Consider the following 26,137-nt stretch of genomic DNA (forward strand, 5'->3'; position numbering starts at 1 on the left):
CAACGGCTTATACCAAGCGGCGCGGGTTGAAACCCACGCCGCTTTTCTTGCGTTCAAACGCCACGCGGACTTTTACGCGCCATAAGGCGCGGCGGCCACTTGGCCGCTTCCAAGGTGCGGTGAGGCAAACTCACCGCACCTTGGTATTAAGTCCAGCGCCCAGAGGCAAGAACGCCAGCATACCGAAGCAAACCATGCTATGCATCAACCCAAGGTCCGCAGACACCTTTTCGAGATAGGCCCTTAGGGGCAAGCACCGTCCCACCACTCCTTTTCTCACCGCCACAAAACCATCACGCGTCTCCACCAAATCCGGTTTGCTCTGGATCGGTTTGCCCCTATAGTCCCCCCTTATGAACACGATACCCTTCCCCGACTATCGTCACCGGCACCTCCTCGGCATCGAGGGCCTCGTTCCCATCGAGGTCACGGCCCTGCTGGACCGGGCGGAGATCTACGCCCAACGCAACCGCTCCCCTGACAAGTTCAGCGAGGAAATGCGCGGGCGCACGGTCATCAACCTGTTCTTCGAGAACTCCACGCGCACACGGACCAGTTTCGAGTTGGCCGCCCATCGCCTGGGGGCCAACGTCATCAATATGACGGTCGGGTCCTCCAGCGTCGCCAAGGGCGAAACCCTGATCGACACTGCGGTGACCCTCAACGCCATGCACCCCGACGTGCTGGTCGTTCGTCATGCCGAGTCCGGAGCCGCCGCGCTGCTCGCCCAGAAGGTGAACTGCGCGGTCATCAACGCCGGAGACGGCGCCCATGAGCATCCCACCCAAGCGCTGCTCGACGCCCTGACCATCCGCCGTCGCCGGGGCAAACTCAGCGGGCTGGAGGTGGCCATCTGCGGCGATGTGCTCCATTCCCGGGTGGCGCGCTCCAACATCCATCTGCTCAACGTCATGGGTGCCCATGTGCGTCTGGTCGGTCCCAGGCCCCTGATCCCCTCCGGCGCCCAGGAATTGGGCGTGGATGTCTTTTACGACATGCGCGAGGGCCTGAAGGACGTGGACGTGGTGATGATGCTGCGCATCCAGATGGAGCGCATGCAAGGCAACTTCTTCCCCAGTGTCCGCGAGTATTTCCGCTACTTTGGCCTGGATCGGGAAAAGCTGGCCCTGGCCAAGCCTGACGCCCTGATCATGCACCCCGGCCCCATGAACCGGGGCGTGGAAATCGATTCCGACGTAGCCGACGACTTCGAACGCAGCGTGATCCGCGAACAGGTGGAAATGGGTGTCGCCGTCCGCATGGCCGTGCTCGAAATCCTCGCGGCCAACCTGGACCATACTGAGTCGACCAGCACCCTGGAGAAGCGATAATGGCCGTTCCCAAACCGGGCCGCGTGGCCTATGTGAACGCGCGCCTTCTCGACCCCGCTTCCGGCCTTGATGTCCCGGGCGGCCTTCTCACCGAAGGCGAGGAAATCATCCATTTCGGCGAGGGGCTCTTCGCCAACGGCCATTTCCCCAAGGGAGCCGATGTCGTGGACTGTGGCGGTGCCTGTCTCGCCCCGGGCCTGATCGACATGCGCGTCCAGCTTCGCGAACCGGGAGAAGAGCACAAAGAAAGTATGCTCTCCGCCGGGCGGGCTGCCGTGTCCGGTGGCGTGACTTCCATGGTCTGCCTGCCCAATACCGACCCGCCCATGGACGACGAAGCCACCCTGGAATTCGTCGCCCGCCGCGCCCGCCTGAACGAACTGGCCAAGGTCTATTGCTACGGCGCCTGCACCAAGGGGCTGAGGGGCGAGGAACTGGCCGAACTGGGCATCATGTCCGACGCCGGAGCACTCGCCTTCACCGATGGTCAGAAAGCCATCGCCAGCGCCCAGACCATGCGCCGGATCCTGGCCTATGCCGCGACCTTCGACCTGCTGGTCATGCAGCATCCAGAGGAACCGACCCTGGCCGGGGGCGTCATGAACGCCGGCAATCTGGCCACCCGCATGGGCCTGTCAGGCATCCCTCGGGAAGCGGAAATCATCCTGCTGGAACGCGACATGCGGCTGGTCGCCATGACCGGTGGCCGCTACCACGCGGCCCATATCAGCACCGCAGAAGGTGTGGAGATCATCCGTCAGGCCAAAGCCAATGGTCTGCGCGTGACCTGTGACACCGCCCCCTTCTACTTCGCGCTCAACGAACTGGCCGTGGGGGACTACCGGACCTTTGCCAAACTCTCTCCGCCCCTGCGGTCGGAAGCGGACCGGCAGGCCGTTGTCGAAGGCTTGCGCGACGGCACAATCGACTGCATCGCCTCGGACCATTCGCCCCAGGACCAGGACACCAAGCGCCTGCCCTTCTCCTCTGCGGCCTTTGGTGCCGTGGGGCTGGAGACTCTGTTGGCCATTTCCATGGAGTTGGTCCACAACGGCCAGCTCTCCCTGCTCGACATGCTCGCCCGGATAACCAGCGCGCCTGCGGACTTGCTGGGCCTGGAGGCCGGTCGCCTGCGGGAGGGGGCAAAGGCCGATCTGGTGCTTTTCGACCCCAACCGCCCCTGGCAAATCGTCGCGGACAAATTCCTGTCCAAGTCCAAGAACTCCCCTTTCGACGGGCGTCCGGTGCAAGGCCGGGTGCTGCGCACGGTGGTAGATGGACGCTCCGTCTACTCCCGGACATCCGCCCATGCTTGAGACCGCCCCCCTCCTGTTGGCCGCCAGTGCATTCGGGGGTTACCTCCTGGGCGCCATTCCCTTCGGCTTGGTCATCACCCGGGTGGCGGGCCTGGGGGATATCCGGTCCATCGGCTCGGGCAATATCGGGGCCACCAATGTCCTGCGGACGGGGCGGAAGGATTTGGCCTTTCTGACCTTGATCCTGGATTCCGGCAAGGGGGCCATCGCCGCTCTTTTGGCCCTTTGGTTGGTTGGCACTGAAACGGCGGCATTGGCCGCTGGGGCTTTCGCCGTGCTGGGCCACAATTTTCCCGTCTGGCTAGGCTTTAAGGGGGGCAAGGGTGTGGCGACAACGTTGGGCACCCTGATCGCCACCTCCTGGCCGGTCGGACTCGCCGCCTGCGGCATCTGGCTCCTGATGGCCGTGCTGTTCCGCTACAGTTCACTGTCGGCCCTGGTGGCTTTGGCCGTCGCGCCGGTTCTGGCCCATTGGCTGGCCAGCGAAAGCCACGTTTGGACCTTTGCCGCCCTGGCCCTGCTGGCCTGGGGGCGACACCACGAGAATATCCGCCGCCTGCTCAAGGGCGAGGAAAGCAAAATCGGGGCGAAGAAGGCCAAAGGGTGAGAGGCTCTCTTGGGGGGACAGGGTAGACATGGCGCCAATAGAGACCAAAAGACGAGAATATTCCGAGATCAATTTTGGCCAATTTGCAGCCAAACTCGCTTGGTCCCTTTATTCCGCTGAGGAATTTCTTCCATGCTGACAGCCACGGTCCCTCTAACCGTCGAATTTTACCACCTAGACCCCATGAACGTGGTATGGCACGGCAATTACGTGCGCTTTCTGGAAAAAGCTCGCTCGGCCCTGCTTGATGACATCAATTACAATTACGACGAAATGTGCGCATCGGGCTTCTTCTGGCCCATCGTTGACATGCAGGTGAAATACCTTCGTCCTTTGCTGTTTCGCCAAACCGTCAACATCACCGCAACCCTGGTGGAATTCGAGAACCGCCTGAAACTGGACTATCTGATCACCAATGCAGCCACGGGAGAGAAGCTGACCAAAGCCCAAACCGTCCAACTGGCTGTGGACAAGGATAGCGGGAACATGCATTTCCGCAGTCCGCAAATTCTCCTCGACAAGCTGGCTGCCAAGGGGATCACCCCATGATCGACCGCTTGCCACTCCCTTGTGCGACACGGACGTTTGCTTCCCTACTGGTCACTTCCGCAGTTTGGGCCGGGGATGCGTGAAGCAGGGATAATCCCCTCGTCGTCGTCAACCCGACCGTGCCACCTCCCGGTGCGTCACGACCTATGCGCTTGAAAATTCTCCTTCTCCTCGCCGTGCTTCTGACCGGCGCCTGTGCCGCCGAACCGGCAGGGCCGGACCCCTTCAACCTGAAAGACCCCTTTGCCGTGCGGCTGGAGGACTGGGGTAACTTCGCCCTGCCCACACCCCATTGGCCCCATCACGCGGCCCCCATTGAGGCCATGCAGCGCATAGAGGCAACCTCGCCCAACGGCACCCGCATTGCTTTCCAAGCTCGCCTGTCCCTGGGTCCCCAGGGTGCCGCAATCCTGCTGCTCGACGACCTTGGACGACGGGCGATAACAGCCACCTGGACCGATCTGGGCGCGCATGTCTCCCAGGCTTCCTGGCTGCCGAGCTGGGTGGAGGGGCGGCGTCTGCTCGCCGATCTGGTGATGGTCTATTGGCCCCAAACCCTGGTTCGATCTGGCCTTCCCTCAACCCTGGACGTGGAGGAGGTCCGAGGCGACCGGCGGATCATCCTGCGCAAGACCGACGCACCCTATCTGTTGATTCACCACCCGGAAGCGAACATCTGGAATGGCCGGGCAAGTCTGGTCAACCGCTCCGTGGGATACCGCCTGGACATCCAATCCACCAGGCTCTCCCCCCTGTCGGCCGACCTATCGGTCCCGGCGCCAACAGGTGCTCCCTCCCCAATCTCACGGTACACGACAGCCCGTGCTGTCCCGTCACGGGGCTTTGCCCCGTCCCCCACCGGGGCCGAAAGGCCCCAGACCCCAGACTGGTATTTTTAAAAGAAAAAGGGGGGTTTGGGGGCATCGCCCCCAAATGGGCTTGGGCTATCGCCCAAAAAAGATAAGACGCTGTCGTGTACTGTGACCGGTTTTCCGGTCCACTCGATGCTCAAGAGGACGGAGGCCCGGAGTGAGGATTGCTATTCCGACATCGGCGCCACATCTCGCGCGCTCCGCTCCCGCCCGATCATTGCCAGCAGGATTACCGTCCCCAGCACCATCATACCCGCAGCGAGAAACAGGGCGCCGCGATAACTCCCCGTCGCGGTCGCAATGTAACCAGCGAAGGCCGGCGCTGCAATCTGCGCCACCCCGTAACCGATGGTCAGCCGGGCCATGGCCTTGGCCGGATTGGTTGGAAACCGTCGTCCAACCACCGTCAGGGCAAGGCCGACGATGCCCACAAAGGTCCCGCCGAACAGTACCGCGCCCACCAGATTAGGCACCACGCCTTGGAACAGCGCCGACAGCAGGATCGAGATGATTTGAATGCCATAGGCCAGCGCCAAGGCGCCAAGGGACCCCATGACGGCGGCCAGCCGGTCCCATAGGAAACTCGACGGCACGGCGGCGAATCCGACAACCACCCAGATCCAGTTACCCAACCCGGTCAACTCAGGCAGACGGGCGAGGATGGCGACAATAAAGGTCGCGCTAATCACATAGCCGAACCCCGCGCATAAGTAGGTCGCGAAAAATAAGCCGACCCAAGTTCGGTCCGGAGTTGTCCCATTCCCTCCAACGGATCCCTTTCCCCCATCTCGGGGGGGAACCGGCATCCAGATCCAGGCGGGAACGAAGAACAATAGTCCGAGGACTGCCAAGGCCTCCCACTGACTATCCCAGGCCCAGCGGCCCGCCATGGCCTCCACCGCCAATCCCGACAACATGACCCCGAGCCCGATACCCATAAAATGGAGCCCCAGCTCCGGCTTGCGTCCATGCTGCGACAGCCAATTCAAGACAATCCCCGAGGCCAGAAGAAGTCCGGTCGTGCTCGACATCCCCGAAAGGAACCGCAGCACGCCCCAAAGGACCGGGTCCGTGGTCCATCCCATGGCCACCGTGGTCACCAACGCCAACACAAGCCCCAGCCGATAGAGCCGGTATTTCACCCAAAGCGCCGGGATCGAGGAGGCGATGAGAGCCCCCAAGATATAGCCGACATAGTTCACCGTCGCCAACCAGCCCCCGGTCAGCGCGCTCATTCCCGCTTCGTCGCGCATGATCGGAAGCAGCGGTGTATAGGCAAAGCGGGCAATCCCAGCGGTCAGGATCAGGGCACAGATCCCCGCTGAGATAACCCGCAAACGCTCCCAGTCACCGCTCAACGTGGCACTATATGACATCCCGGCCATGGGCTCGGTCCTTTCAAAGGGGCAAATCAGTCTGGCGAGGGTAGCCCTTGCCCCGCCCCTCCGCTTTCGATAGTTTGACGAAAATCATCGACAAAATGACAATCCGGAGCGAGACCAGAGCGGGAGAACGCCCCCATGACCGTGGATCCAGGATGGACGGCGCTTCGGGTGCCTGAGATGGAGCGCCTCCCCGGCCCCGTCGTCCCCCGCTTCGAGGAGATGCCGTCTCACTCCGCCTTCCCCAACCATGTTCACCGCTGGAATCAATTCATCCACGCCACCTCGGGCACGCTTCAGGTCTCCGTGGAGGGGGCCCGCCATGTGATCACACCGGAGCAAGCCATCTGGGTCCCCACAGGCATCCTCCATGACACGCGCGCGCCGGAGGGAGCCGCTTTCCGGAACCTCTACGTGGTCGAGGATCCCGCGCTGGGCCTGCCCCGGCGCTGCGCGGTCTCCGCCATGACGCCGCTGCTGCGGGAATTGATCCAGGAATTGGCCGGGTTGGAACACCGAGGGGAGCCCCCGGCCTATGGGGCACAGATCCAAAACCTGATCCTGGAGCAATTGCGCCGCCTGACGCCCCAGGATTTCCATCTGCCCTGGCCCCGGAGCGCGGCCCTGCAACGGCTTTGCGACGCCCTGTCCGCCGCCCCGGACGACGCCCGGAGCCTGGAGGCCTGGGCCGAAACCCTGGCCCTGACCCCGCGCACGCTGACCCGCCGCTTTCAGCGGGAAACGGGGCTGACCCTCCGCGCCTGGAGACAGCGCCTGCGCCTGTTCAAGGCCATGGAATGGCTCGGCAACGGTCGCGGCGTGACCGAGATCGCCCTGGATCTGGGCTACGCCTCGCCTTCGGCATTTACCTATATGTTCCGCCAGGAAATGGGCTGCAGCCCAACGGAGTGGCTCAAGGGACCGGAGCCGTGACGGGGAAAAGTGTGTGCGGTTTTCCGTTTCATTCCGCTCTAACTATATGATTTCATCGTGATCTAGCGGTTCTCCCCAAGCGTCTTATCCGTCGGCTCCCCGCCCCCGCCTCTCTCCCCGCAATGCCGCAATGCGCCCCATGAAAACGCCCCAAAGCGGGGTACGCGACAACAGAAGCGTCAGAAGAAACACCGTCAGGACCAGGGAGATCGGGTGGGAGACGAAATCCCAGGCGAAGGTCCCGATATCATTGCGCGCGCCCATCATCGCCCGCCGATAGTTGGAATCCATCATCGGGCCGAGAATAACGCCAAGAATGACCGGTCCAACCTCGAAGCCGTAGACCTTCATGAAATAGCCAACGACGCCGAACAGCAGCATCCAATAGATATCCACCGGATTATTTTGGATCGCATAGGTTCCGACAACCGACAGAATAATGATCAGCGGGATCAGGATGGCCTTGGGGCATTCGATGATCTTGGTGAAGATGCGGATCCCCGTCAGGCCGAAGATCAGCAGGAACAGGTTCGCCAGTGCAAGATTGCCCACAGTGAACCAGAACAAATGCGGCGTTTCGACCAGCATCAGGGGGCCGGGCTTCAGGCCGTGGATGAACAGCGCTCCGATGATCACCGCCGTCACCGCGTCCCCGGGAATCCCAAGGGTGAGCATGGGGATATAGGCGCCGCCGACCGCAGCATTGTTGGCCGCTTCGGGCGCAATCAGGCCTTCCTTGGCGCCCTCGCCGAAGGGCCGTTCGGGGTCCTTGGTCGTCCGTTTGGCGTAGTCATAGGCCAGCAGGGCGGCGATATCCCCGCCCGCCCCGGGCAAGGCACCGATAATCGTGCCAATGCCGGAAGATCGGACCGCCAGCCAGAAATACCGCTTGATATCCGAAAGACGGGGAATGATCCGGTCTATGCGCTGTTTAACGACGGGCATATCCAGGCTGTGGAGCTGCATGAAGGCCTCGGCCACGCCAAAGAAGCCGATCATCGCCGCCACATAGGGAATGCCCCCCATCAAGGAAATCGATCCGAAGGTGAAGCGCCCCTCCGCGGTCATGGGATCGAGCCCGACCATGCCGATCAGCACCCCCAGGGCTCCGGCGAAGACGCCCTTGGCGAAACTCTCGCCGGACAGGCTTCCCACCAGCAAGATGCCGATGAGCCCCAACAGCAGATAGTCCCGGGAATTGAACAGGATGGCGAAGCTGGAAATCGCCGGAGCGAACAGGGCCAGGGCGAGGATCCCGATGTAGCCACCGAACACCGACATGACCGTCGTCAGGCCGATGGCCTCCCCCGCCTCGCCCCGCTTGGCCATGGGATAGCCTTCCAGGGCCGTGGCGATAGCACTGGGCGCGCCGGGAATATTCAGCAAAATAGCCGTGCGCGATCCCCCATAGACGCCGCCCATGAACACACCGCCGATCAACGCCAGCGCCGGGTTCACGTCCCATTTAAAGGTGAAAGAGATCAAGATCGAGGTCGCCATGGTGACCGAAAGGCCCGGAATGGCACCGATATAGATCCCCGCGAAGGTCCCCGCCGCCGTCAGAAACAGCAGCCAGGGATCAAACCAACTCATGGTCAGAGAGGCAAAGGTCTCCGCCATCTCAGAACAGCCCCCGCAGGAGTATGCCCTGGGGCAGGACCACCTGGAACACCACCCGGAAGACGACATACACCACGGCCATAGTGACGACCGTCAAACCAATGGTGATTACAATCCGCTTCCGCCAGAGATAGTGAATCCCCGCGAACAGAAACAGGCTGGAGGACAGGACGAAGCCGATCCATGGCAAGACCAGCATATAGACGACGACCATCAGGACCATCACCTGCTGCCGGGCGGGAAAGACCTCGCGCAGGAAGCCCCCAATGGTCCGGCCTTGCCCTTCCTCCACCTCGGGCATCCGCAGGGTCGACCACAGAACCGACAGGGCGGCAAGGGTCATGACTCCGGCGGCAAGCATGGGAAAGACACCTGCGGTGGACAGGCCACTGAAACCGGAAATCCCATAGGCCTGCCAAGACGCGACAAGCGCAAAAACAACAGCCAAGACGGCAAAAGCGCGCTCTCCGGGCCGACGCGCGCGACCCCGTTCCATGGACACTCTCTCGTTCCCACTTCAGAAATGGACCGACCCTTTCCGTCTTGCTTTTCCTTCGGTTCGAGGTCGGCCAACGAACCGGAGCTTGGTCAAGAAAGGCGACCGGTCACCCGGTCGCCAAATGCCTCTTTAGGGGCGCGGAATGCCGAGCGTCTCAGGGCTCACCTTGGCTGCACCGATATCCTGCAGGGCCCAGGTCGTCACCTGTTGCCACTTGGTCAGAAAGGTTTTGGCCTCCTCGCCCGAAATTCCCATCAGAACATTGCCCTTGTTCGCCATCAGGGTGGTGAAGGCCTCGCTTTTCGCCGCCTTATCGAAAGCCGCGACCAGCGTCGCCTTCACGTCGTCGGGCGTTTCGTTCTTGACGAAGACCCCATAGAACGGCCCCCAGGGAAGGTACTTGGCCATACCGGGGATGGTCTCGGTGATCGCCGGAACATCGGGCATGGCAGCCACCGGCTCGGGATTGACCACCGCCAGGGCGCGCAAGGTCCCGGCTTTCACCTGCTCCGCTGCGGCGGAAATACCCGCAGGCATAAAATCGACTTCATGTCCCAACATGGCCGTCAAACCGGGACCTTCCCCACCGAAGGGAATGGGAATGACATCGAAGTCGGCGGAGTTCTTGATCAAGGCGCCAACGGTACTGGGCAGGCCGCCGGGTCCCGTGGACCCCATCTTGACGGTCCCCGGATTGGCCTTGATATCAGCCATCAAGTCGGCCATCGACGTATATTTGGAATCGGCGGGAACCGTGATGACCGCCACGCCCCGCCCCAGGATATTGACCGGGTAGAACCCCGAGTAATCCAGATCCGACACCCCCATCACCGGGTGGAGCTGCGGGTTCTCCGCTCCATATAGAATGGTATAGCCATCAGCCGGAGCCGCGTTGACATAAGCCATGGAAATGGCGCCCGCGCCGCCGGACTTGTTCAAAACGACGATGGGTTTGCCAAGGGCCTCCTCTGCGGCGGGATTCACGGAGCGGGCCACCGTATCGGTCGCGCCCCCGGCTCCCCACATCACGACCCCGAGCAATTCCCGCTCGGGGTAATCCCCCGCCTGGGACAGACCCGTCATCAAAACCAAGGCGGTTGCCGCCCCCAGAAATTTCCTCACCATGTTCGCTCCCAGATCTTATTTTTTGCCTTATCCTCAACCATTTGGGGAGATCTTCTCCATAAATGGTCGGCCTCCAAAGAGTGCCAGGAGGCCCTTGATATCGCAAACAATAAGAAGGGAAGACGTGAGAAAGGGCCGCGCCTCCCAGGGGTTCGACTCGGACGCATGACTCCCCAGGATTTTTGACCGATGGATCACCGTCTCATCGGAGTGTCCCGTCCTTTTTAGGCGATTGCCCACCCCCCCCCCTTTTTTTAGCCCGGGGTCTGGGGCCTTTCGGCCCCAGTGGGGGACGGGGCAAAGCCCCGTGACGGGAAAACACCCCTTGTCGTCTACCGTGAGCTGATTAAGGCAAGATCATTCTAGAATTACGATCTAGTCCTCGTCCCGGGAGGCAAAATATTGTCGCGCGCTCACCAGAATTTCCCGTTTTCCCACATGGTTGGGCGGGCTCACCACGTTCTCGTTTTCCATGCGTTCCACCAGACGGGCCGCCCGGTTATAGCCAATCTGCAAATGACGCTGGATGAAGCTGACGGAGCATTTGCCTTCCCGCAGAATCACCGCCAAAGCCTGGCTATAAAGATCGCCCTCCTCCCCATCCTCGGGGATGTCGTCCATACCGCCACCGGGGCCGCCGTACTCCCCGTCATCGTCGTCATCTTCCTCGGTCACCGAGTAGACGTAGTCGGGCTGGCCCTGGACGCGCAGGTGGGCCACCACCTCCTCCACTTCGTGATCGGCGACGAAGGGGCCATGGACGCGATTGATGCGGCCACCGGCCTGCATGAACAGCATGTCCCCTTGGCCCAACAGTTGCTCCGCCCCGGACTCGCCCAGGATGGTGCGGCTGTCGATCTTGCTGGTGACCTGGAAGCTGATTCGGGTGGGGAAGTTGGCCTTGATGGTACCCGTGATGACATCGACGGAGGGCCGCTGGGTGGCCATGATCAAATGGATGCCCGCAGCCCGGGCCATCTGGGCCAACCGCTGGATGAGCGTCTCGATTTCCTTACCCGCCACCAGCATCAAATCGGCCATCTCGTCAACCACGACGACGATGAACGGCAGGGGCACGAGGGTGACGATGCGATCCTCGAAAATGGGCTCCCGCTTTTCCTTATCAAATCCCACCTGGACTCGGCTGGTGACCTGCTCGCCCTTTTCCATGAGCTCGGTGACCCGGACGTTGTATCCCCCCAGGTTGCGCACACCCAACAGGGCCATGGCCTTGTAGCGGGTCTCCATCTCGCGCACGACCCACTTCAAGGCGGCGACGGCCTTATGGGGGTCGGTCACCACCGGTGTCAGCAGATGGGGAATGTCATCATAGACGGACAGCTCCAGCATCTTGGGGTCGATCATGATCAACCGGCACTGCTCGGGCCGCAGGTGGTAGAGCAGGGACAGGATCATGGCATTGATCCCCACCGACTTGCCCGACCCCGTGGTTCCGGCAATCAGCAAATGGGGCATCTTGGCCAAATCGACCACAACAGGGACACCGCCAATGTCCTTCCCAAGCGCCATGGGCAGCTTGGCCTGGGAAGAGCGCCACTCGTCACTATCCAGGATTTCCTTAAGATAGACCGTCTCGCGGACATCGTTGGGGAGTTCAATGCCGATCACGCTCCGGCCCGGCACCAGGGCGATACGGGCGGTCACCGCGCTCATGGAGCGGGCAATGTCATCGGCGAGATTGATAATGGTCGAGGACTTGGTACCGGGAACGGGCTCCAGCTCGAACAGGGTCACGCAAGGACCCGGGCGGACTTCCATAATCTCGCCCCGGATCCGGAAATTGCGCAGCACCGTTTCCAGTTTGCCCGCCTGTTCGGCCAGTTCGTTCTCGTTGCCCTCTTCTTCCTCCTCCTTCAAGGTGGCGGGCCCGCCCAACAGCTTCACCGCAGGTAGAGCGTAAGATTCCATATCGACGGGGTTTTCCGGCCCTTGAACCGGCCCTTCGGCAGAGAGTACCGGGGGTGGGGGCGCGACAGGCTCCGCATTGGCTTCGGTCTCTGGTTCCGCTTCTGGGTCGGCCTCCTGCCCACCCTTCGGCTCCCCGTCGCCAATATCGTCTCCCTCGACTTCGGCTTCCGGTCCGTCGACGAAGGCTTCCGTCTCCGCATCCACCTCAAGAGGCGTATCGCCATCCTCGGGCACATCAATCCCGGGTTCTGCTTCAGCCTGCCCCTCCTCCGGAGCGTCTGCCTGGGAATCGGCCTCCTCGCCTTCGTCCAAACCTCCGGACACACCCGTGGTGATCTGGCCTTGGACCGTGCCACCGCCGATTTTGGCAGACAAGGGCGGACGGAAGGCCCTTTGGCGTTCCTCGTACTCATCCTCATCCAGCCACTCCACCTCCCGGTCGGAGACGGAGAAGGTCCCCCCCGATACGGGCTTGGGCGCGCCTTGAACTTTGGTCTGGGTCTCCCCCTCCTCCTCGGCTTCGGCTTCACGCAGGGCGATTTCCGCTTCCACCCATTCGATCCCGGCGACGAAGGCATAGGCGATGGCCGTCGCCGTGGCTTCATGGTCGGTGCCCGAGCCCCAGATCACGGCAGCCTCGGGACGACCCCGGTCTGCCTCGATACACCATTCCCGCATACCATCCTCCCAATCGGACAGGCGCAGGGCAAAGGGCCGGTCGTTCATCGCGCACCAGAGATTAAACTCTTCCGCTTTCGTTCCCTGGGCCGAGGTAATGGGTCCTGCTTGGGCCTCATTTTCCATTTGGGACTCCTCCACGGCTCCGGAAACGTGTGACGCGTCCGACTTCAAAGGCTGACCAATCATCAAAAAACCTCGTTTAACTTAGGCGGAAGGCGGCAACCATGAGCTTTTCCACCTCGCCATCCCGAGCGAGGAAGGGCAAAACCAACCGTTCCCAAGTTTGCTCTTCCCCATCAAACAGGCCCGTGTAGACCCGGGAAACGGGAATCTGTTCGGCCCGCACCTGTTCGTATTCCCGCTTCAGGATATCCCGTTGTATGGCAGGAAGGGAATCAATGGATTGGCCAACCCGGTCCCCATCGAAGGTCTCGGCATATTCGGCACTGTAGTAGCCGTAGACAAAGCGGCCCTCTCCCTCCACCTTGATCACCACAAGATGGGACAGCCAGGGACGCAGATCCGATGGATCGAGATCCACGGCCATGGGAACTTCTCCCTCGCCCCGCAGATCACACCATTTGGCGTATAAACTCTTCAATTCGGGATGCCGTAGCATCAAGGCCAGATTGGTCGCGCTCATCGGTTCACCCAGGTTCGCCCCTCCGCCCGGCCTGGAAATCACACGGATTCCGGCGGGAAAAGCCGGTCTCCGGGGTCACCATGGCGGAATTGAATGGCGTTGAATCTCATACGGTTATGAGTCAACTGACCGGGGATTGCAAGGGCCGGAACGACCCCGCCCCGCAACTGCCGAAAATCACTTAGTAATCTTTTTTCCAGAAGATTCCAGCTTCGCCCGTTCCCGTCACCCCCGCCTTGGTTTCCACGGTGATTTCGGGGGTCAGTTCCACCTGGACCTCCACGGCGCTGTCCTTCAGCCCCAGACCCTGTTCCACCCCCACATAGACATTTTCCCGCAGATGGGTCCCCGCCTCCAGTGTGGTCCCACCGGATGCGCCTTCACCCAGTTGCAGAACATCCAGGCCGGTGAAGTCCTTCAGCTTTTCGATGAAACCCCGCCCCCCGCCGAACCCAGCCAATTCCCCAGCCACCTGGGCCAATTGCACGGCCTCGAAGGCGGTCAACTCGCCAGAGGTCTTGCCGAACAGAATTTGCGAAATCACCTCGTCTTCTGGCAGCGCCGGTTCGGAGGAGAAGGAGAGCTCAGGATTCGACGCGGATCCGCTCACGTTCACCAAGGCAACCACATCGCCAGCGTCGTTCTCCACGGTGACATCCAATTGCGGGTCGATCCGACGCCCCCCGTCGAAGCGGATTTCCCCGCGCCGCAGGCTAAAGCTCCGCCCCAGGAAGGTCGCATTGGCATACAATCCCGTCACCTGACCAACCACCTTCGGCTGATTGGCGCGACCACTGACGGTCAAATTCCCCTTCCACTCGGAGTCCACTCCGGCCCCCTTCACATAGACCCGATTGGGCATGGACACCCGAAGATCCAGGTCGATGGGCAGAGGCGGCGGCGCCTCGGCGAGGGCCTTCTTGCGAGCGGCCAAGGCCTCCTGAACCGTTGCGGGCTCCCCTGTGCCACCGACTTCAATGACAGCCAGGTCTGAAACCGAGGGTCCCAACCCACCGACCAAACGGATATCAACCACCTTGGTCGTCACCTGTCCTCCCAACCGCGCGCCCTCGTCGGTCAGGTTCAAGGCGAGATCGGCGGACAAACTGGCCAGGGCATCGTCGCGGCGAACCAAGGTCGCATCATTGATCTTTAGCGAGACCGCTCCCACTGGCCGGTCCAGATCCTCCAGGGTGACCTCGCCATCGACCGCAATCCGCCCCGCGGCCCCGTCCGTGCCCTTCAGATCGACGCTCACCCGCTGTCCCGTATCCCCTTGAACCCGCAGGGCGATGGCTTTCAACACCGTGCCGGTGACAAGATTTTCATAGCTACCATCGGTGACGGTCAGCCCACCGGCCACCTTTGGATCGTCCATGGTGCCAGACACCCGCAAATCTACCACCCCCTGACCCGCCAGCCGGTGCTCCACCAGGGGAGAGAACTCCCACAGGTCCGCCACCGAGCCCGACCAATCCATCCGGGCTTCCAGCGGGGATTCGCTGCGGATGCGCGGTCCCGGCCCCATTGGCAAACGGGCTGTGAGCCTGGCCGGGTTTGCACCGAATCCCCCCAAGGTCACGGTCGCGTCCAGCATCTTGGGAGAGAGGGTCGCGTCCATCTGGGCGGACAGCGCCCTATGGCCGATAGTGGCGTCGGACCGAACATCCGAAAGGGTTGCCGCAACGGTCGCCCTGGGCTGATCCGGACTTCCAGACAACGCGATTTGGGCATCCAGGGCGCCAGCGATATCGCTATCGGGAACGAACAGACTGACCAGCGACAAAGGCAAGGCGGCGATGCTGCCCTTTGCCTTCACAGCGCCATTGACCAAACCACCCCGCAGTCCCATCTGCCCCCCGTCCAGATCCAAGGCGAGGTCATCCACCTCCGCACCCTGCGCCAGGGATAGCGTCGCCGGATGGATCAGAGAGAGGGTTTTCCCCCCGGTTTCCGCCGTCAGAGCCTCCAGGCGGATGGTCGGTCCGGCCTCCAGGTTGATCCGCGCGCGCGTCCTGGCAGTCAAGGCTCCAGGGTCCCATTGCCCGTCCAGATCCAGGCGAACCCCGAGATCGGCCAAACCGCCCTTGGCGCCCAGGGCCAGCCGCGACCATTGGACCGCTCCGACATCCCCACCGGTCGAGACCACGCTCACATCCAGACCCGGCGCGCCCAAGGCATCGGCTACGGATCCGGAGAGGGACAGGCGCCCCAGATCCAAGCCATCCAGAACCAGCCCCGGCGCCGTCAGGTCAAGGGCTGCAGTCTGCTCGCCGTCCCTGCGGGTCAGGGTCAAGCTGCCCGACAGGGATCCGGAGAGGGGAGGCGCACCCAAACCTCCCAAGTCCCGCAGGTTCGGCGCCTTCAGGGAGACCTTCCCCTCGGTCAGGAAGGTGGCAAGGTCCACATGGGCACCCAGATCCAAACGGGTGCTCCCCAAGGCCACGCGCCCGTCCCAAAGATCCAGGGTTGAGAAAGCCCCGTCCAGGGTAAAGGGGGCCACCAGAGTGAAGGGCAATCCGCCAACCTGGGCATTGCCTTCCACCTGCCCTGCGGCGCCGGTCAGTAGGGTTCCGGCGGTGACATGCAGACGCAGATCCTTCACCTCTGGCCCCACCCCACCCAGAGCGTCGGCGGAGAGAGTCACCACCACACCCGGATCGCTCACCGGACCGGACGCCACCACATCGAGGACCGGCGCGCCACTCAGGCCGGGGGAGACGGCGCCCAGGTCGGCCAATGCGGCCCGCAGGGTGGCGTCCAAGGTTCCATCAGCCGACAGCCCCCCCTGTCCTTTCACCGAAGCCCCGGCTGCCTTCAAAACAAGTTGGCCTTCGCCCAGACTGCCATCGGGGGACAGGGTCGCGCGGGCTTCAAGGCTTGGTTCGGGGCCGACCAAATGATCCAAAGCCTCCGCCCCCAGAGACAAGCCCCGCCCTTGGACGCCCAAACGCACCGACCCGGCCAAGGGTGACAGCCCAAGATCACCCGCTTCCACCGTCGCCTTCAGGCCACCCGCCATGGATTGACCGAGCGCCCCATCCAACAGGGAAAGGTCCGGCAGGGACAGGGTCACCTGTGCTGTTTCCACCCGATTTTCGGCAAGGGACAAGGCCCCCGTCCCCGCCAGTCGGGTGCCTGCACCTTCCAGGGTCAGGCTGTCCAAGACCACCCGCCGAGCCTCCTGCTCAAAGGTGCCGGAGAGCACCAATACCGGCGCCCCTCCCACCAGCGCCAGGAGCGCCGGGCCTCCAGCGGGCAGCTCCATCCCCTCGGGTCGGGCTTCCAGGCTCAGGGCAATGTCGTCTCCGGTCGGCATGGCCGCTGCGGTCACATTCAAGGCAGTCAGGCGCAGATCCCCGGCATAGGACAGACCCTGGCCGGTCAGGGTCAGGTGGGCCTCGGGCCGCTCCAGGGTTCCCCCACCCCGGGCCGTCAGGGACAGCCCGCCCAGCCCCAGCTCCGGGGCCAATCTGGCCAAGGGACCGGGGCCATCAAGGTCCACCTTCGCGGTCAGATCCAAGTCCCCAGCGGCAGCGACCGTTCCAGACAACGCACCCGTCCAACCCGGCCCGGCCAGGGCAAGCCGGGAGAGGGTCATATCCCCCGCTTCACTCCTCGCCAAATCCAGACCCAGGGTGGTTTCCGGCCCCGCCACGTCGGCCAGGGTCGGTGGCGCATTGTCCAGAACGCGTAGGGCCCAGTCCAACCCGAGCGCCGTTCCCCCCTCCCCATCCACCGCAAGGCGCAAGGGTCCAGAGAGGGACGCAATGCCGTCAAAGCCACCGTCGAGGGTCCCGGTCCATCCGGCCAGGGGGCCCGAACCGGTCAGGGAGAGGGAGGCCGCCGGGGCACCGGGCAGGTCAAGCAGGGTTGCAAGAAGTCCCCCTTGGGGCTCTCCCGCCGTCAAGGACAGGTCCAGGGCCAAGGGGTCTCCGGCCAGGGTCGCGCCCAGGTCCAGATGCCCGGGCGCATCCTGCCGCACAACGGACAGAACCGCCCGGGCCGCCGTCGCGCCCTCGGGCTCCAGGGACCCTGTCACCGACAGGTGGGCCCCGGTTCCGCCCACCAATCCGGCCCCCAGGGTGATCTCCCGGATCGCCAGCTCCTTCAGGGTCAACAGACCCAATAGCCCGGGATCGGGCGGGGAGGACGATGATGGGGCGTTTTCCTCCGGTCCCGGAGGCAACACCGGCGCGCGCACCACATCCAGGCCCCGGGCCGTCAGGCTCTCCACCCGCACTCTCCCCCCAAACAGGGCCAAGGGATCCCAGGACAACTGCGCTTCCGCCAACCGAAGCCAGACCCCCTGGGGATCGGACAGGGTGAGGTCACGCAGCACCACCTCACCGGGAAGGCCCCCCTCCAGAGACCCCAGCCTCATGGAGAGTCCCTCTGGATCGGTCACCAGATCCTCCAAGGTGGCCCGCACCCAGGCCCGCCCCCCATCCGTGCGGCCCAGATAGGCGCCCAGACCCAAGAGAGTGACCAACACCGCCGCAAGGATCCCCCCGGTCCAGCGCAGAACGCGCCAGACAAGACGCCCTTTCCGCCGAGGGCTGGGAGCGCGATCCCGGGGGTCGGGGCGCAGGACCTGGGGGTCGTTCGCCATATCAGAAGGCCTGACCGAGGCTGAAATAGACCTGGAACCAATCATCCTCGGGCCGGGGGTTCAGGGGTACGGCAAAATCGGCGCGGAGTGGACCAAAATCCGTGTGGTAGCGGAGCCCGAGCCCCGCCCCCCAACGCACATTTTCATCCAGATTGGGCCAAGGATCCTCCGTCACCAATCCCCCGTCGATGAAGGGCACCACACCAATGGTATCGGTGACTCTGATCCGGGCCTCCAAGCCGATTTCTGCGGCAGACCGGCCCCCCTCCGGGTCTCCATTGGCTCCAAGCGGGCCAATCATTTGATATCCATAGCCGCGCACCGATCCACCGCCACCCGCATAAAGACGGTGGTTTGGAGGGATAACGCTCAGATCCGCCCCGACCAGGGACGCCACCCGTACCCGGCCCGCCAGGATCACCCGATCCTCGGCAACTTCATAATAAGTTGACCCCGCGGCTTCCATGGTGGCGAAGGCCGTCCCTTCGTCCTCCACCAGACCGGCATAGGGCATCAAGGACAGGGAAATCCGAGAGCCTTTTGTGGGATCAAGCAGATTGTCCGTGTCGTCCCGCTCCGCCGTCACCGGCAGGCCAAGCAGGGTATGGTTTTGGGACTCGTCCCCATTGCCATCACCGAACCAGATCAGATTGGCATATTCCCCAGCCAGGGCGGCGGAAACCCGCCAGTGCTCACCCATTTCCCGTTCAATCCCCAGGGATGACTCCCCCAGCAGACCTCGATAGGCGCTGACATCCTCCCGAGCGGCGCGAAACCCCGCAATCAGACTTTGCCGGGAATCCGGAAAGTAGGGGCGGCGAAAGGACAGTTCCAGGGACTGTTCGTAGAGGGCCCCCACAAGGTCGGCCCTGAACTTCTCCCCCGAACCCAGCAGGTTGCGATGTTCCCACCGAAAGGTCGCCCCGGGCCCCTTGTCGGTGGCATAGCTGAGTCCGGCGGCGACGGTCCGATGGGAGGCTTCCGTCACCTCCAGGATGATGGGAACCCTGCCATCGGCGCCAACAGCCTCCGCCGGGCTCAGTTGCACGGTGGCGAACAGCCGACTCTTGGACAGGCGGGAGCGGAACGTGCGCAGGGTTTCCTCGTTGTAGGGGTCCCCCGTCTTCCAGGGACTCATCCGGTGAAGCAGCGCTTCCTTGACCGTCTTCAATCCGCTGACCTTCAGATCCCCAAAAGTCGCCGGTGGCCCCGCATCCAACTGAAAGGTGATCTCCATTTTCCGCGTACGGTGGTTCACCACGGCGCGGCGATCCGTCACCTTGGCCAGAGGGCGCGCGTCGTTTTTTACGGAAAGAAGCAAGCGCTCTTGGGCGGCCAGAATATCAGACGACAGGGCTGGCGCCCCCAGAACGAGCCCCACCCCTTGAGCGCCTTGTGGAAGAGAACCGGCATCAGGAGACGCGCCGTAATCCACGGAGACGGCACCGATGGTATATTGTGGTCCTGGGCGCACGGTCAGAGTCACGGGAATGCCGCCCCCTCCTCTGCCAGTAGCCGCATTTTGCCCGGCCTGGGCCTCTCCCACGGATTGCTGAATGTCCGCAGCGTAGTACCCCCGGGACCGAAGAGCATCGCGAAACCGCGAGAGATCGGCCTGGATCCGACGTGTGAGCCCCAGACGACTAAAAGGCGGCGTGGCCTCCAGAGAGCGAAGCTGGGAGACACCCTCCAGCAGGTCCCTTACGGCCTGGGACTGAGCCTTGGTCTGGGATTGTCCCCCGTCTACGGTGATCGTGAGGGTATAGGGAATGCCTCCCCCTGTCTCTTCCTCCGCTGCAGGTCCCGCAGGATCTCCTTCAATCGCCCAGCCTGGAGCCGGGCCAAGAGCCCCCCCCAGTGCCAAGACGAACAAACCCCCTCCCACCAAAACGCTGGAGAGTGGCCTGCGTCGAGACCCGGTTGATCCGGGCGCTACGCTTATCGTTGAAGGCCCATAGACGAAGGTCATACCGAGTTAAATGGCAAGGAGGGAGGAAAACCGCAACGATTTCACAACAAATGACGACTTGTTTTCCGGAATCCCCTAATTCAAGGGCAGGGTACCGAAGGAGAAAATTTCCGTCGGTGTCGACATCAGGTCATAGGCCAGCTTTCCGCAAACCATCAGCACAAGCGCCGCCAGAAGGACTCGCAATTGCTCGCCCCGCAGACGAGCACCAACCTTGGCTCCGACCTGAGCGCCAAACACCGCCCCAGCCAAAAGCAGAAGGGCCAAGACGATATCCACGGTCTGGTTGACCGCAGCCTGCAGCATGGCAGTGGAAGCCGCAACGAAGATAATCTGAAACAGGCTGGTCCCAATCACCACCTGAGTGGGCATTCCCAACAGGTAGATCATGGCCGGAACCATGACAAAGCCGCCCCCAACACCCATAATTGCGGCCAGAATACCCACCATGAACCCAATGAGCAGGGGCAAAATGGCGCTGATATAGAGCTTCGAGCGGCGAAACCGCATTTTCAACGGCAAACCATGCATCCAGCTATGCCGCCCAGGCCCCCGAGCCGACGATCCGCCCGGAGACCGGCGTCGCTTCACGAGGGTCGAGGCGCTCTCGACGAACATCAGCCCGCCAACGGCACCCAGAAACACAACATAACTCAGCGAAATGGCCAGATCGATCTGACCTAAACGGCGCAACAGGGCAAACAGCCAGACACCAACCACCGATCCCACCAAGCCGCCGACCAGAAGCACGAAGCCCATCTTGAAGTCCACGTTGCCCCGGCGCATGTGGGCCAGGACTCCGGCAATGGAGGAGGCAACAATTTGATTGGCCTGGGTTCCCACGGCCACCGCTGGGGGAACGCCATAGAGGATCAACAGCGGGGTCAGCAGAAACCCGCCCCCAACGCCGAACATACCAGACAGAAACCCAACCACGCCGCCCATGCCCAAGACCAGCAGGACATTCACGGACATCTCGGCGATGGGCAGATAGATCTGCATCGGGGCGGATAATCCCGGAGGAAGGAAGAACAAAGCCTAGGGCTATTCGAAACACACAGAGGGGTCGATACGCTCAGACGGGCCAAACCACTTCTAAGAGACCTCAACCGCTTCGATAAGACCCGGTCCCGCAGCCTGTTTCAAGCCCCATACGCGGATTATTCCGCAGAATTCCTTGAAAACACCATAACCCTAGCTGCTTCCGGACTTATAAGCAGAATGCTTGCGATAGATCGTCGAAGGGGAAACATCCAGAATGCGGGCAGCCCGAGTTACATTATTGTCAGACAAGCGCAAAGCAGCCTCGATGGCCATGGCTTCCAACTCCGCGAGCGGTCGCGCAAGGATTTGATCCAAACTCAACCGTCCCCCCTCTCCCTCTTGTCCGCTGCCGCCAAGGGTGACTGCGGTCTCCAGGCTGTCCAGGGGGGGAGGGAGCATGGACGCCTCAACCAGGCTTCCACTGTTCAGAACGACGATATTACGGATGACGTTCTCCAGCTGCCGCACATTCCCTGGCCAGGAGTAGGACAGGATCCGCCCCAGGGCATCGGCTGTGAAGTCCTGGAAGGATTTGGATTCCAATTTGGAAAAGTCTGCCAGAAACCGACGGGCGAGAAGGGCCACATCCTCTCCTCGACTCCGCAAGGGTGGCAGATGAATGGGCACCACATAAAGCCGGTAATAGAGGTCCTCGCGAAACCGCCCCTCCCGCACTTCCTTTAGGGGATCGCGATTGGTCGCGCAGACGAAGCGGATATCGGACGGCCGATCAACGCTGTCGCCCACCTTGCGGTAGGAACCGGTCTGGATGAAGCGCAACAACTTGACCTGAAGGTCCAGGTCCATTTCACAAAGCTCATCAAGGAACAGCGTTCCCCCGTCGGCCCGGCTGGCCGCCCCCTCCCGGTCGGTTACGGCACCGGTAAACGCCCCCTTCCGATGGCCAAAAATCTCGCTTTCCATCAAATCCCTGGGGATGGCACCGCAATTGATCGCAACAAAAGGTCCATTCCGGCGTTCGCTCAAATTGTGGATAGCATTGGCGCAAAGCTCTTTGCCCGTCCCTGTCTCGCCTGTAATGAACACGCTGGCTCCACTGCTTCCCGCAGCCGCCTCAATCAGGCTAAAAACATTAGACATCGCGGGAGAATTGCCCAGAAATCCCGATGGCCCCCGCGTCTTCCCTTCCTCTGTTCCCTGGGCCAAGCCACTCGGCCCCGTTGATGTGGCACCCCGCACGGCCCGACGCTCCAGGGCGCTTTCCACAGACTGCCGAAGTTTATCCGCCGCGCAGGGCTTGACCAGGAAATCGATCGCCCCTTCCCGCATGGCAGCCACCGCGCTCCGCACTGAACCGGATCCGGTCAGAACGATTGTGGATGGCACATTGCCACCGGGGCCACCCAGGCGACGCAGGATATCGAGACCGTCCATGTCCGGCAGCCCCAAATCTAGAACCATCAGGTCGAAGCCGTTGGCCTTTTCAGCCCCTTCCAGAAACTCCAGAGCTTTGTGCCCAGTATCGGCGATCTCAACCTCAAGCCCCGAAACGCGCAGATAGGTCGCGTAAAGCTCGGCATTCGAAGGAGAATCCTCCACCATGAGAATACGAGTCATAGACAGGCCGCCACTATAGAATTTCAGATACGCCCTATCACCTTACCGCCATGCCGATTAGGCGTCCATCCCAACGCTCTCATATACTCTTAAAAGAGAGAATATGGCGTCAAAGTGACCGACCAACCCCATTGAGGACAAACTGAAAAGCAGCCCGCTGCATCATCAAACGAAGGCGACCCGAGAAGAAAGAACAACATACCGGAAAAAAAACGAATCAAATGCGCCGAGGGCTGCGTATGGAAGTATAACGGGCTCGTGTAAACGCTTTGTTCAGCTTTTTTTGCCGCTTCGACATCCGCTCTTCAATAATTCGGGCCAACATCACTAACAAAAAGACAACAAGAAAAAGCTCAACCATACCAAAACTCCAAAAAAGAACGGACCAGACCAAAAGTTTATATTAATTTTGGGAGGTTGGTATTTTCATACTCACCCAAATAACCTTAAGACGGAGAATATTTCGCAACGCGAAAGAATTCAAGCTGGAATCAAACTCCCCCTAACCATTTTGATATCGATATTAAAACCCCTGAATAGCAGCTGCTAGATATATCAACCCATGGGAGAAAATCGGTTATCCAAACCGATCTTTTGCCCCCCTTAATCCCGTTGGGACCAAGTGGCGATGACATCCTCCAATTCCGACTGCCGCATGGCCGCACGGGGCATCGGTGGAGTCCCCTCCAGCAGAATCGGCAAAAGGGGGTCGATGACCCCCGACCTACCGAGGGGAAGAAGGCCACGGTCGCGCACCTGAGGCAGACCCGGCACCTCTCGGGGGTCGAGAACCGGTTCCACACAGCAATCGACAGCCTCCAAAATCACACCCCATTCATCCCGTGACTTGGTCGAAAACAGGTTTCCCAACTCCGCTTTCAGGGCCGCTTGAGGCATCGGATCGGCTTGTCGGTGCAACAGGTCCGGACGCTTCACCGCCCCGCAAAAGGCGGCCCAGAATTTGGGTTCGATGGGTGCAAAGGCAAGGAAGCCACCATCCTTGGTCCGGTAGATGCCATAGTAGGCGGCTCCCCCATTCAACAAGTCCCGACACCGCCCCGTATCCGCGCCACGCTCCGCCAAGGCCAGTCCAAGGCCGTTCAGGGCCTGGGCACTTTCATGCAGACTGACATCCAGATGCGCCCCCCGTCCCGTGCGTAAACGACGCAACAGCCCCGATAGTACAGCGATCACAGCCATCAAAGCGCCCGCGTGGTCCGCCGCCGGGGGGAAAGGCATAACCGGGGTCTCCTCTGTTCCTTGCATGGCCAGGGAGCCTGTCAGAGCCAAATAGGTCAGATCATGCCCCGCTTTCAAACGCCAAGGGCCGGTCTGGCCGAATCCGGACAACATCACATGAGTCAGGGTTTTGTTGATGACGTCGAGGGCCGCAGGTCCGAATCCCAGCCGTTCAAGAACCCCGGGCCGGAAACTCTCGACCAAAATGTGACTTTTCCGGATCAGCCGCGAGAGTTGCTCTTTACCCGTCTCGCTTTTCAAATCGGCGATAACCACGGTTTTTCCGGCGTTCAGAACCTTATAAAGGGGGCTAATCCCGTCGGGGTCGAGGGGACCGAAGACCCGCATGGGATCCCCTCCCGGCGGTTCCACTTTGACCACCTCCGCTCCCAGGTCGATCAGCAAAAGCGTGGCGAAGGGACCGGGAATGTATTGCCCCATGTCCACAACGCGCATTCCCTTCAAAGCGTCCTTCAACATGGCGGCACCCTTCCCTATCCCAGCAACAGTTTATCGTCGTCCAGTTCCTCCCCCCTTTGACGGGAAAATTCAGCCAAAAGACCTTGGACGGTCATCCCCTCGCGCGCGGCTCCTTGAATATCCAAGGCCACCTTTCCCTCGTGCAACATGACCGTGCGGTCGCCCAAGTCCAGTGCCTGGCGCATGGAATGGGTCACCATCAGCGTCGTTAACGAGCGCTCACGCACCAAATCCCGGGTCAGCCGCAAAATGAGATCCGCCGTGCGGGGATCCAGTGCAGCGGTGTGTTCGTCGAGGAGCAGGATCCGCATGGGAGCAAGCGTCGCCATCAACAGGCTGACCGCCTGACGTTGTCCCCCGGACAGCAGACCCATGCGGTCGTCCAACCGGTCTTCCAACCCCAAACTCAGGCGCGCAAGACCCGCCCTGAGAGTCTCCCGTTCACCGCCCACCAGGGCACGACGCAGTCCCCGAAGGCCTCCCCGGCGCAACGCCAGGGCCATATTTTCTTCAACAGTCAATCCCTCACAGGTCCCGGCGAGGGGGTCTTGGAAGACACGCGCAGCCAGGGCGGCCCGCTTGTGGATGGGCCAACGGGTGACCTCCTGATGGTCGATCAGGACCCTCCCCCCGTGCAGCGGCGCAGCCCCCGATAGGGCGTTCAACAGGGTGCTCTTCCCTGCGCCATTTGACCCGATGACCGTCACCCACTGACCGGCTGGGATATCCAGCGTCACCCCACGCAAAGCCCGGTTTTCCAGGGGAGTCCCCGGGTTAAAAACGACTTCCACATCTTGGACGCTGATCACGGCTTGGCTCCCTTATCTCCAGCCCGACCCCGCATCCAGCGGCCAAAGGATCCCTTGGAATTCGGCAGAACCAGAGCCAGCCCCACCAGCACGGCAGTAACCAGATTGAGATCCTGGGCCTGGAGCCCGATGAAATCCGCGTTCAAGGCCAAAGCCACCGCCGTCCGGTAGAGAATCGCCCCGAACACACAGGCAATGGATGCCAACAGAACCGTCCGGGTCGGCATAATTGCCTCCCCACCGATGACAGAGGCCAGACCGATGATGATCACCCCCACGCCCATGGTGACATCCGCGCCCCCCTGGGACTGGGCGAACAGGGCACCGGCCAAGGCGACCAGAGCATTGCTCATGGCCATGCCCAATACGATGACGCTTCCGGTAGCCACCCCTTGGGCGCCCGCCATCCGTGGGTTTGCACCGGTGGCCCGCATGGCCAGACCGGCCCGGGAGGCCATGAACAGATTGAACACCAGCAGACAGACAACGACCACCACAAGAAGAGCTGCTGGAATCATCCAAGCCCGGGGCGGCATGCCCGGTCCCTCGACCATGGAAAAGACCGTTGGTTCCATCAGCAAGGCCACATTGGGCCGCCCCATAATGCGCAAATTGATGGAGTAGAGCGCGATCATGGTCAGGATCGACGCCAACAGATGAAGGATTTTCAGGCGGGTGTTGAGCAGGGCTGTGACCGCCCCAGCCCCGGCCCCGCAGACCATGGCGAGCCCCGTCGCCAGGAAGGGGTTCCAACCGGAAACAATAGCCGTGGCGGCCACGGCACCTCCCAAGGGAAAGGAACCGTCTACGGTCAGGTCGGGGAAGTCCAGAATCCGGAAGGACAGGTAGACCCCCAGGGCGACAAGACCGAAAATAAGGCCGGTCTCGACAGCCCCCAGGAAGGCAATGAGGCTCACAG

At 61.9% G+C, this 26,137-nt stretch carries 19 protein-coding genes; 6 read left to right on the forward strand and 13 right to left on the reverse strand.

Translation table 11 applies throughout. The features are described 5' to 3' along the window. The first annotated feature begins 353 nt into the window (after positions 1-353). The 5 genes from ACLIRY_RS03625 (at position 354) to ACLIRY_RS03645 (ending at position 4,702) form a co-directional block, all read left to right on the forward strand. Positions 354-1,331 (forward strand): aspartate carbamoyltransferase catalytic subunit, encoded by a 978-nt coding sequence (locus ACLIRY_RS03625; protein WP_413203969.1) that lies wholly within the window; start codon positions 354-356, stop codon positions 1,329-1,331. Then, on the forward strand, positions 1,331-2,647 hold the full coding sequence (gene pyrC / locus ACLIRY_RS03630) for a dihydroorotase (RefSeq protein ID WP_413203970.1): 1,317 nt from the start codon (positions 1,331-1,333) through the stop codon (positions 2,645-2,647). The genes ACLIRY_RS03625 and pyrC overlap by 1 nt, the downstream gene beginning before the upstream one ends. After that, positions 2,640-3,254 (forward strand): glycerol-3-phosphate 1-O-acyltransferase PlsY, encoded by a 615-nt coding sequence (gene plsY / locus ACLIRY_RS03635; RefSeq protein ID WP_413203971.1) that lies wholly within the window; start codon positions 2,640-2,642, stop codon positions 3,252-3,254. Before pyrC ends, plsY begins: the two co-directional genes overlap by 8 nt. 132 nt (positions 3,255-3,386) lie before the next feature. Next, on the forward strand, positions 3,387-3,803 hold the full coding sequence (locus ACLIRY_RS03640; RefSeq protein WP_413203972.1) for an acyl-CoA thioesterase: 417 nt from the start codon (positions 3,387-3,389) through the stop codon (positions 3,801-3,803). A gap of 146 nt (positions 3,804-3,949) precedes the next feature. Further along, complete coding sequence (locus ACLIRY_RS03645) at positions 3,950-4,702, forward strand: DUF3261 domain-containing protein (RefSeq protein ID WP_413203973.1); 753 nt, start codon at positions 3,950-3,952, stop codon at positions 4,700-4,702. Between the two features lie 140 nt (positions 4,703-4,842). Here ACLIRY_RS03645 and ACLIRY_RS03650 read toward each other — a convergent pair whose 3' ends face one another. Further along, a complete protein-coding gene (locus tag ACLIRY_RS03650; RefSeq protein WP_413203974.1) occupies positions 4,843-6,060 on the reverse strand; it encodes a YbfB/YjiJ family MFS transporter in 1,218 nt (405 codons plus the stop codon). Positions 6,061-6,195: 135 nt separating this feature from the next. Here ACLIRY_RS03650 and ACLIRY_RS03655 point away from each other — a divergent pair, with 135 nt between their 5' ends. Further along, positions 6,196-6,990, forward strand: coding sequence for a helix-turn-helix domain-containing protein (locus tag ACLIRY_RS03655; RefSeq protein WP_413203975.1), 795 nt, complete (start codon positions 6,196-6,198; stop codon positions 6,988-6,990). An 84-nt stretch (positions 6,991-7,074) separates the two neighbouring features. On the opposite strand, the gene ACLIRY_RS03660 is transcribed toward ACLIRY_RS03655, so the two are convergent. From ACLIRY_RS03660 to ACLIRY_RS03715, 12 genes are all read right to left on the reverse strand, one after another. Then, positions 7,075-8,610: a tripartite tricarboxylate transporter permease gene (locus ACLIRY_RS03660; RefSeq protein ID WP_413203976.1), complete on the reverse strand. Its 1,536-nt coding sequence runs from the start codon at positions 8,608-8,610 to the stop codon at positions 7,075-7,077. Between the two features lies 1 nt (position 8,611). Next, positions 8,612-9,106: a tripartite tricarboxylate transporter TctB family protein gene (locus tag ACLIRY_RS03665; RefSeq protein WP_413203977.1), complete on the reverse strand. Its 495-nt coding sequence runs from the start codon at positions 9,104-9,106 to the stop codon at positions 8,612-8,614. A gap of 132 nt (positions 9,107-9,238) precedes the next feature. Continuing rightward, the gene (locus tag ACLIRY_RS03670; RefSeq protein ID WP_413203978.1) at positions 9,239-10,234 is read right to left on the reverse strand and encodes a Bug family tripartite tricarboxylate transporter substrate binding protein; all 996 of its coding nucleotides are present in this window, start codon (positions 10,232-10,234) and stop codon (positions 9,239-9,241) included. A gap of 375 nt (positions 10,235-10,609) precedes the next feature. Then, positions 10,610-12,967: a DNA translocase FtsK gene (locus ACLIRY_RS03675; RefSeq protein WP_413203979.1), complete on the reverse strand. Its 2,358-nt coding sequence runs from the start codon at positions 12,965-12,967 to the stop codon at positions 10,610-10,612. 76 nt (positions 12,968-13,043) lie between these two features. Next, positions 13,044-13,487 carry a PAS domain-containing protein gene (locus tag ACLIRY_RS03680; RefSeq protein ID WP_413203980.1) on the reverse strand — a complete coding sequence of 148 codons (444 nt, stop codon included), beginning with the start codon at positions 13,485-13,487 and terminating at the stop codon, positions 13,044-13,046. A gap of 181 nt (positions 13,488-13,668) precedes the next feature. Further along, positions 13,669-18,099, reverse strand: coding sequence for a translocation/assembly module TamB domain-containing protein (locus ACLIRY_RS03685; protein ID WP_413203981.1), 4,431 nt, complete (start codon positions 18,097-18,099; stop codon positions 13,669-13,671). A 1-nt stretch (position 18,100) separates the two neighbouring features. Further along, on the reverse strand, positions 18,101-19,972 hold the full coding sequence (locus tag ACLIRY_RS03690) for an autotransporter assembly complex protein TamA (protein WP_413203982.1): 1,872 nt from the start codon (positions 19,970-19,972) through the stop codon (positions 18,101-18,103). Positions 19,973-20,143: 171 nt separating this feature from the next. Then, complete coding sequence (locus tag ACLIRY_RS03695) at positions 20,144-21,070, reverse strand: sulfite exporter TauE/SafE family protein (protein ID WP_413203983.1); 927 nt, start codon at positions 21,068-21,070, stop codon at positions 20,144-20,146. A gap of 192 nt (positions 21,071-21,262) precedes the next feature. Next, positions 21,263-22,690 carry a sigma-54-dependent transcriptional regulator gene (locus tag ACLIRY_RS03700; RefSeq protein ID WP_413203984.1) on the reverse strand — a complete coding sequence of 476 codons (1,428 nt, stop codon included), beginning with the start codon at positions 22,688-22,690 and terminating at the stop codon, positions 21,263-21,265. Between the two features lie 603 nt (positions 22,691-23,293). Beyond that, on the reverse strand, positions 23,294-24,409 hold the full coding sequence (locus tag ACLIRY_RS03705; RefSeq protein ID WP_413203985.1) for a CaiB/BaiF CoA transferase family protein: 1,116 nt from the start codon (positions 24,407-24,409) through the stop codon (positions 23,294-23,296). Between the two features lie 14 nt (positions 24,410-24,423). Further along, entirely contained in the window at positions 24,424-25,218 is a 795-nt protein-coding gene (locus tag ACLIRY_RS03710; protein WP_413203986.1) for an ABC transporter ATP-binding protein, read from the reverse strand. Next, positions 25,215-26,135, reverse strand: coding sequence for an ABC transporter permease (locus ACLIRY_RS03715; protein ID WP_413203987.1), 921 nt, complete (start codon positions 26,133-26,135; stop codon positions 25,215-25,217). Before ACLIRY_RS03715 ends, ACLIRY_RS03710 begins: the two co-directional genes overlap by 4 nt. Between the last annotated feature and the right edge of the window lie 2 nt (positions 26,136-26,137).

This window comes from Rhodospirillum sp. A1_3_36 (assembly GCF_047263945.1).
Lineage (GTDB): Bacteria > Pseudomonadota > Alphaproteobacteria > Rhodospirillales > Rhodospirillaceae > Rhodospirillum.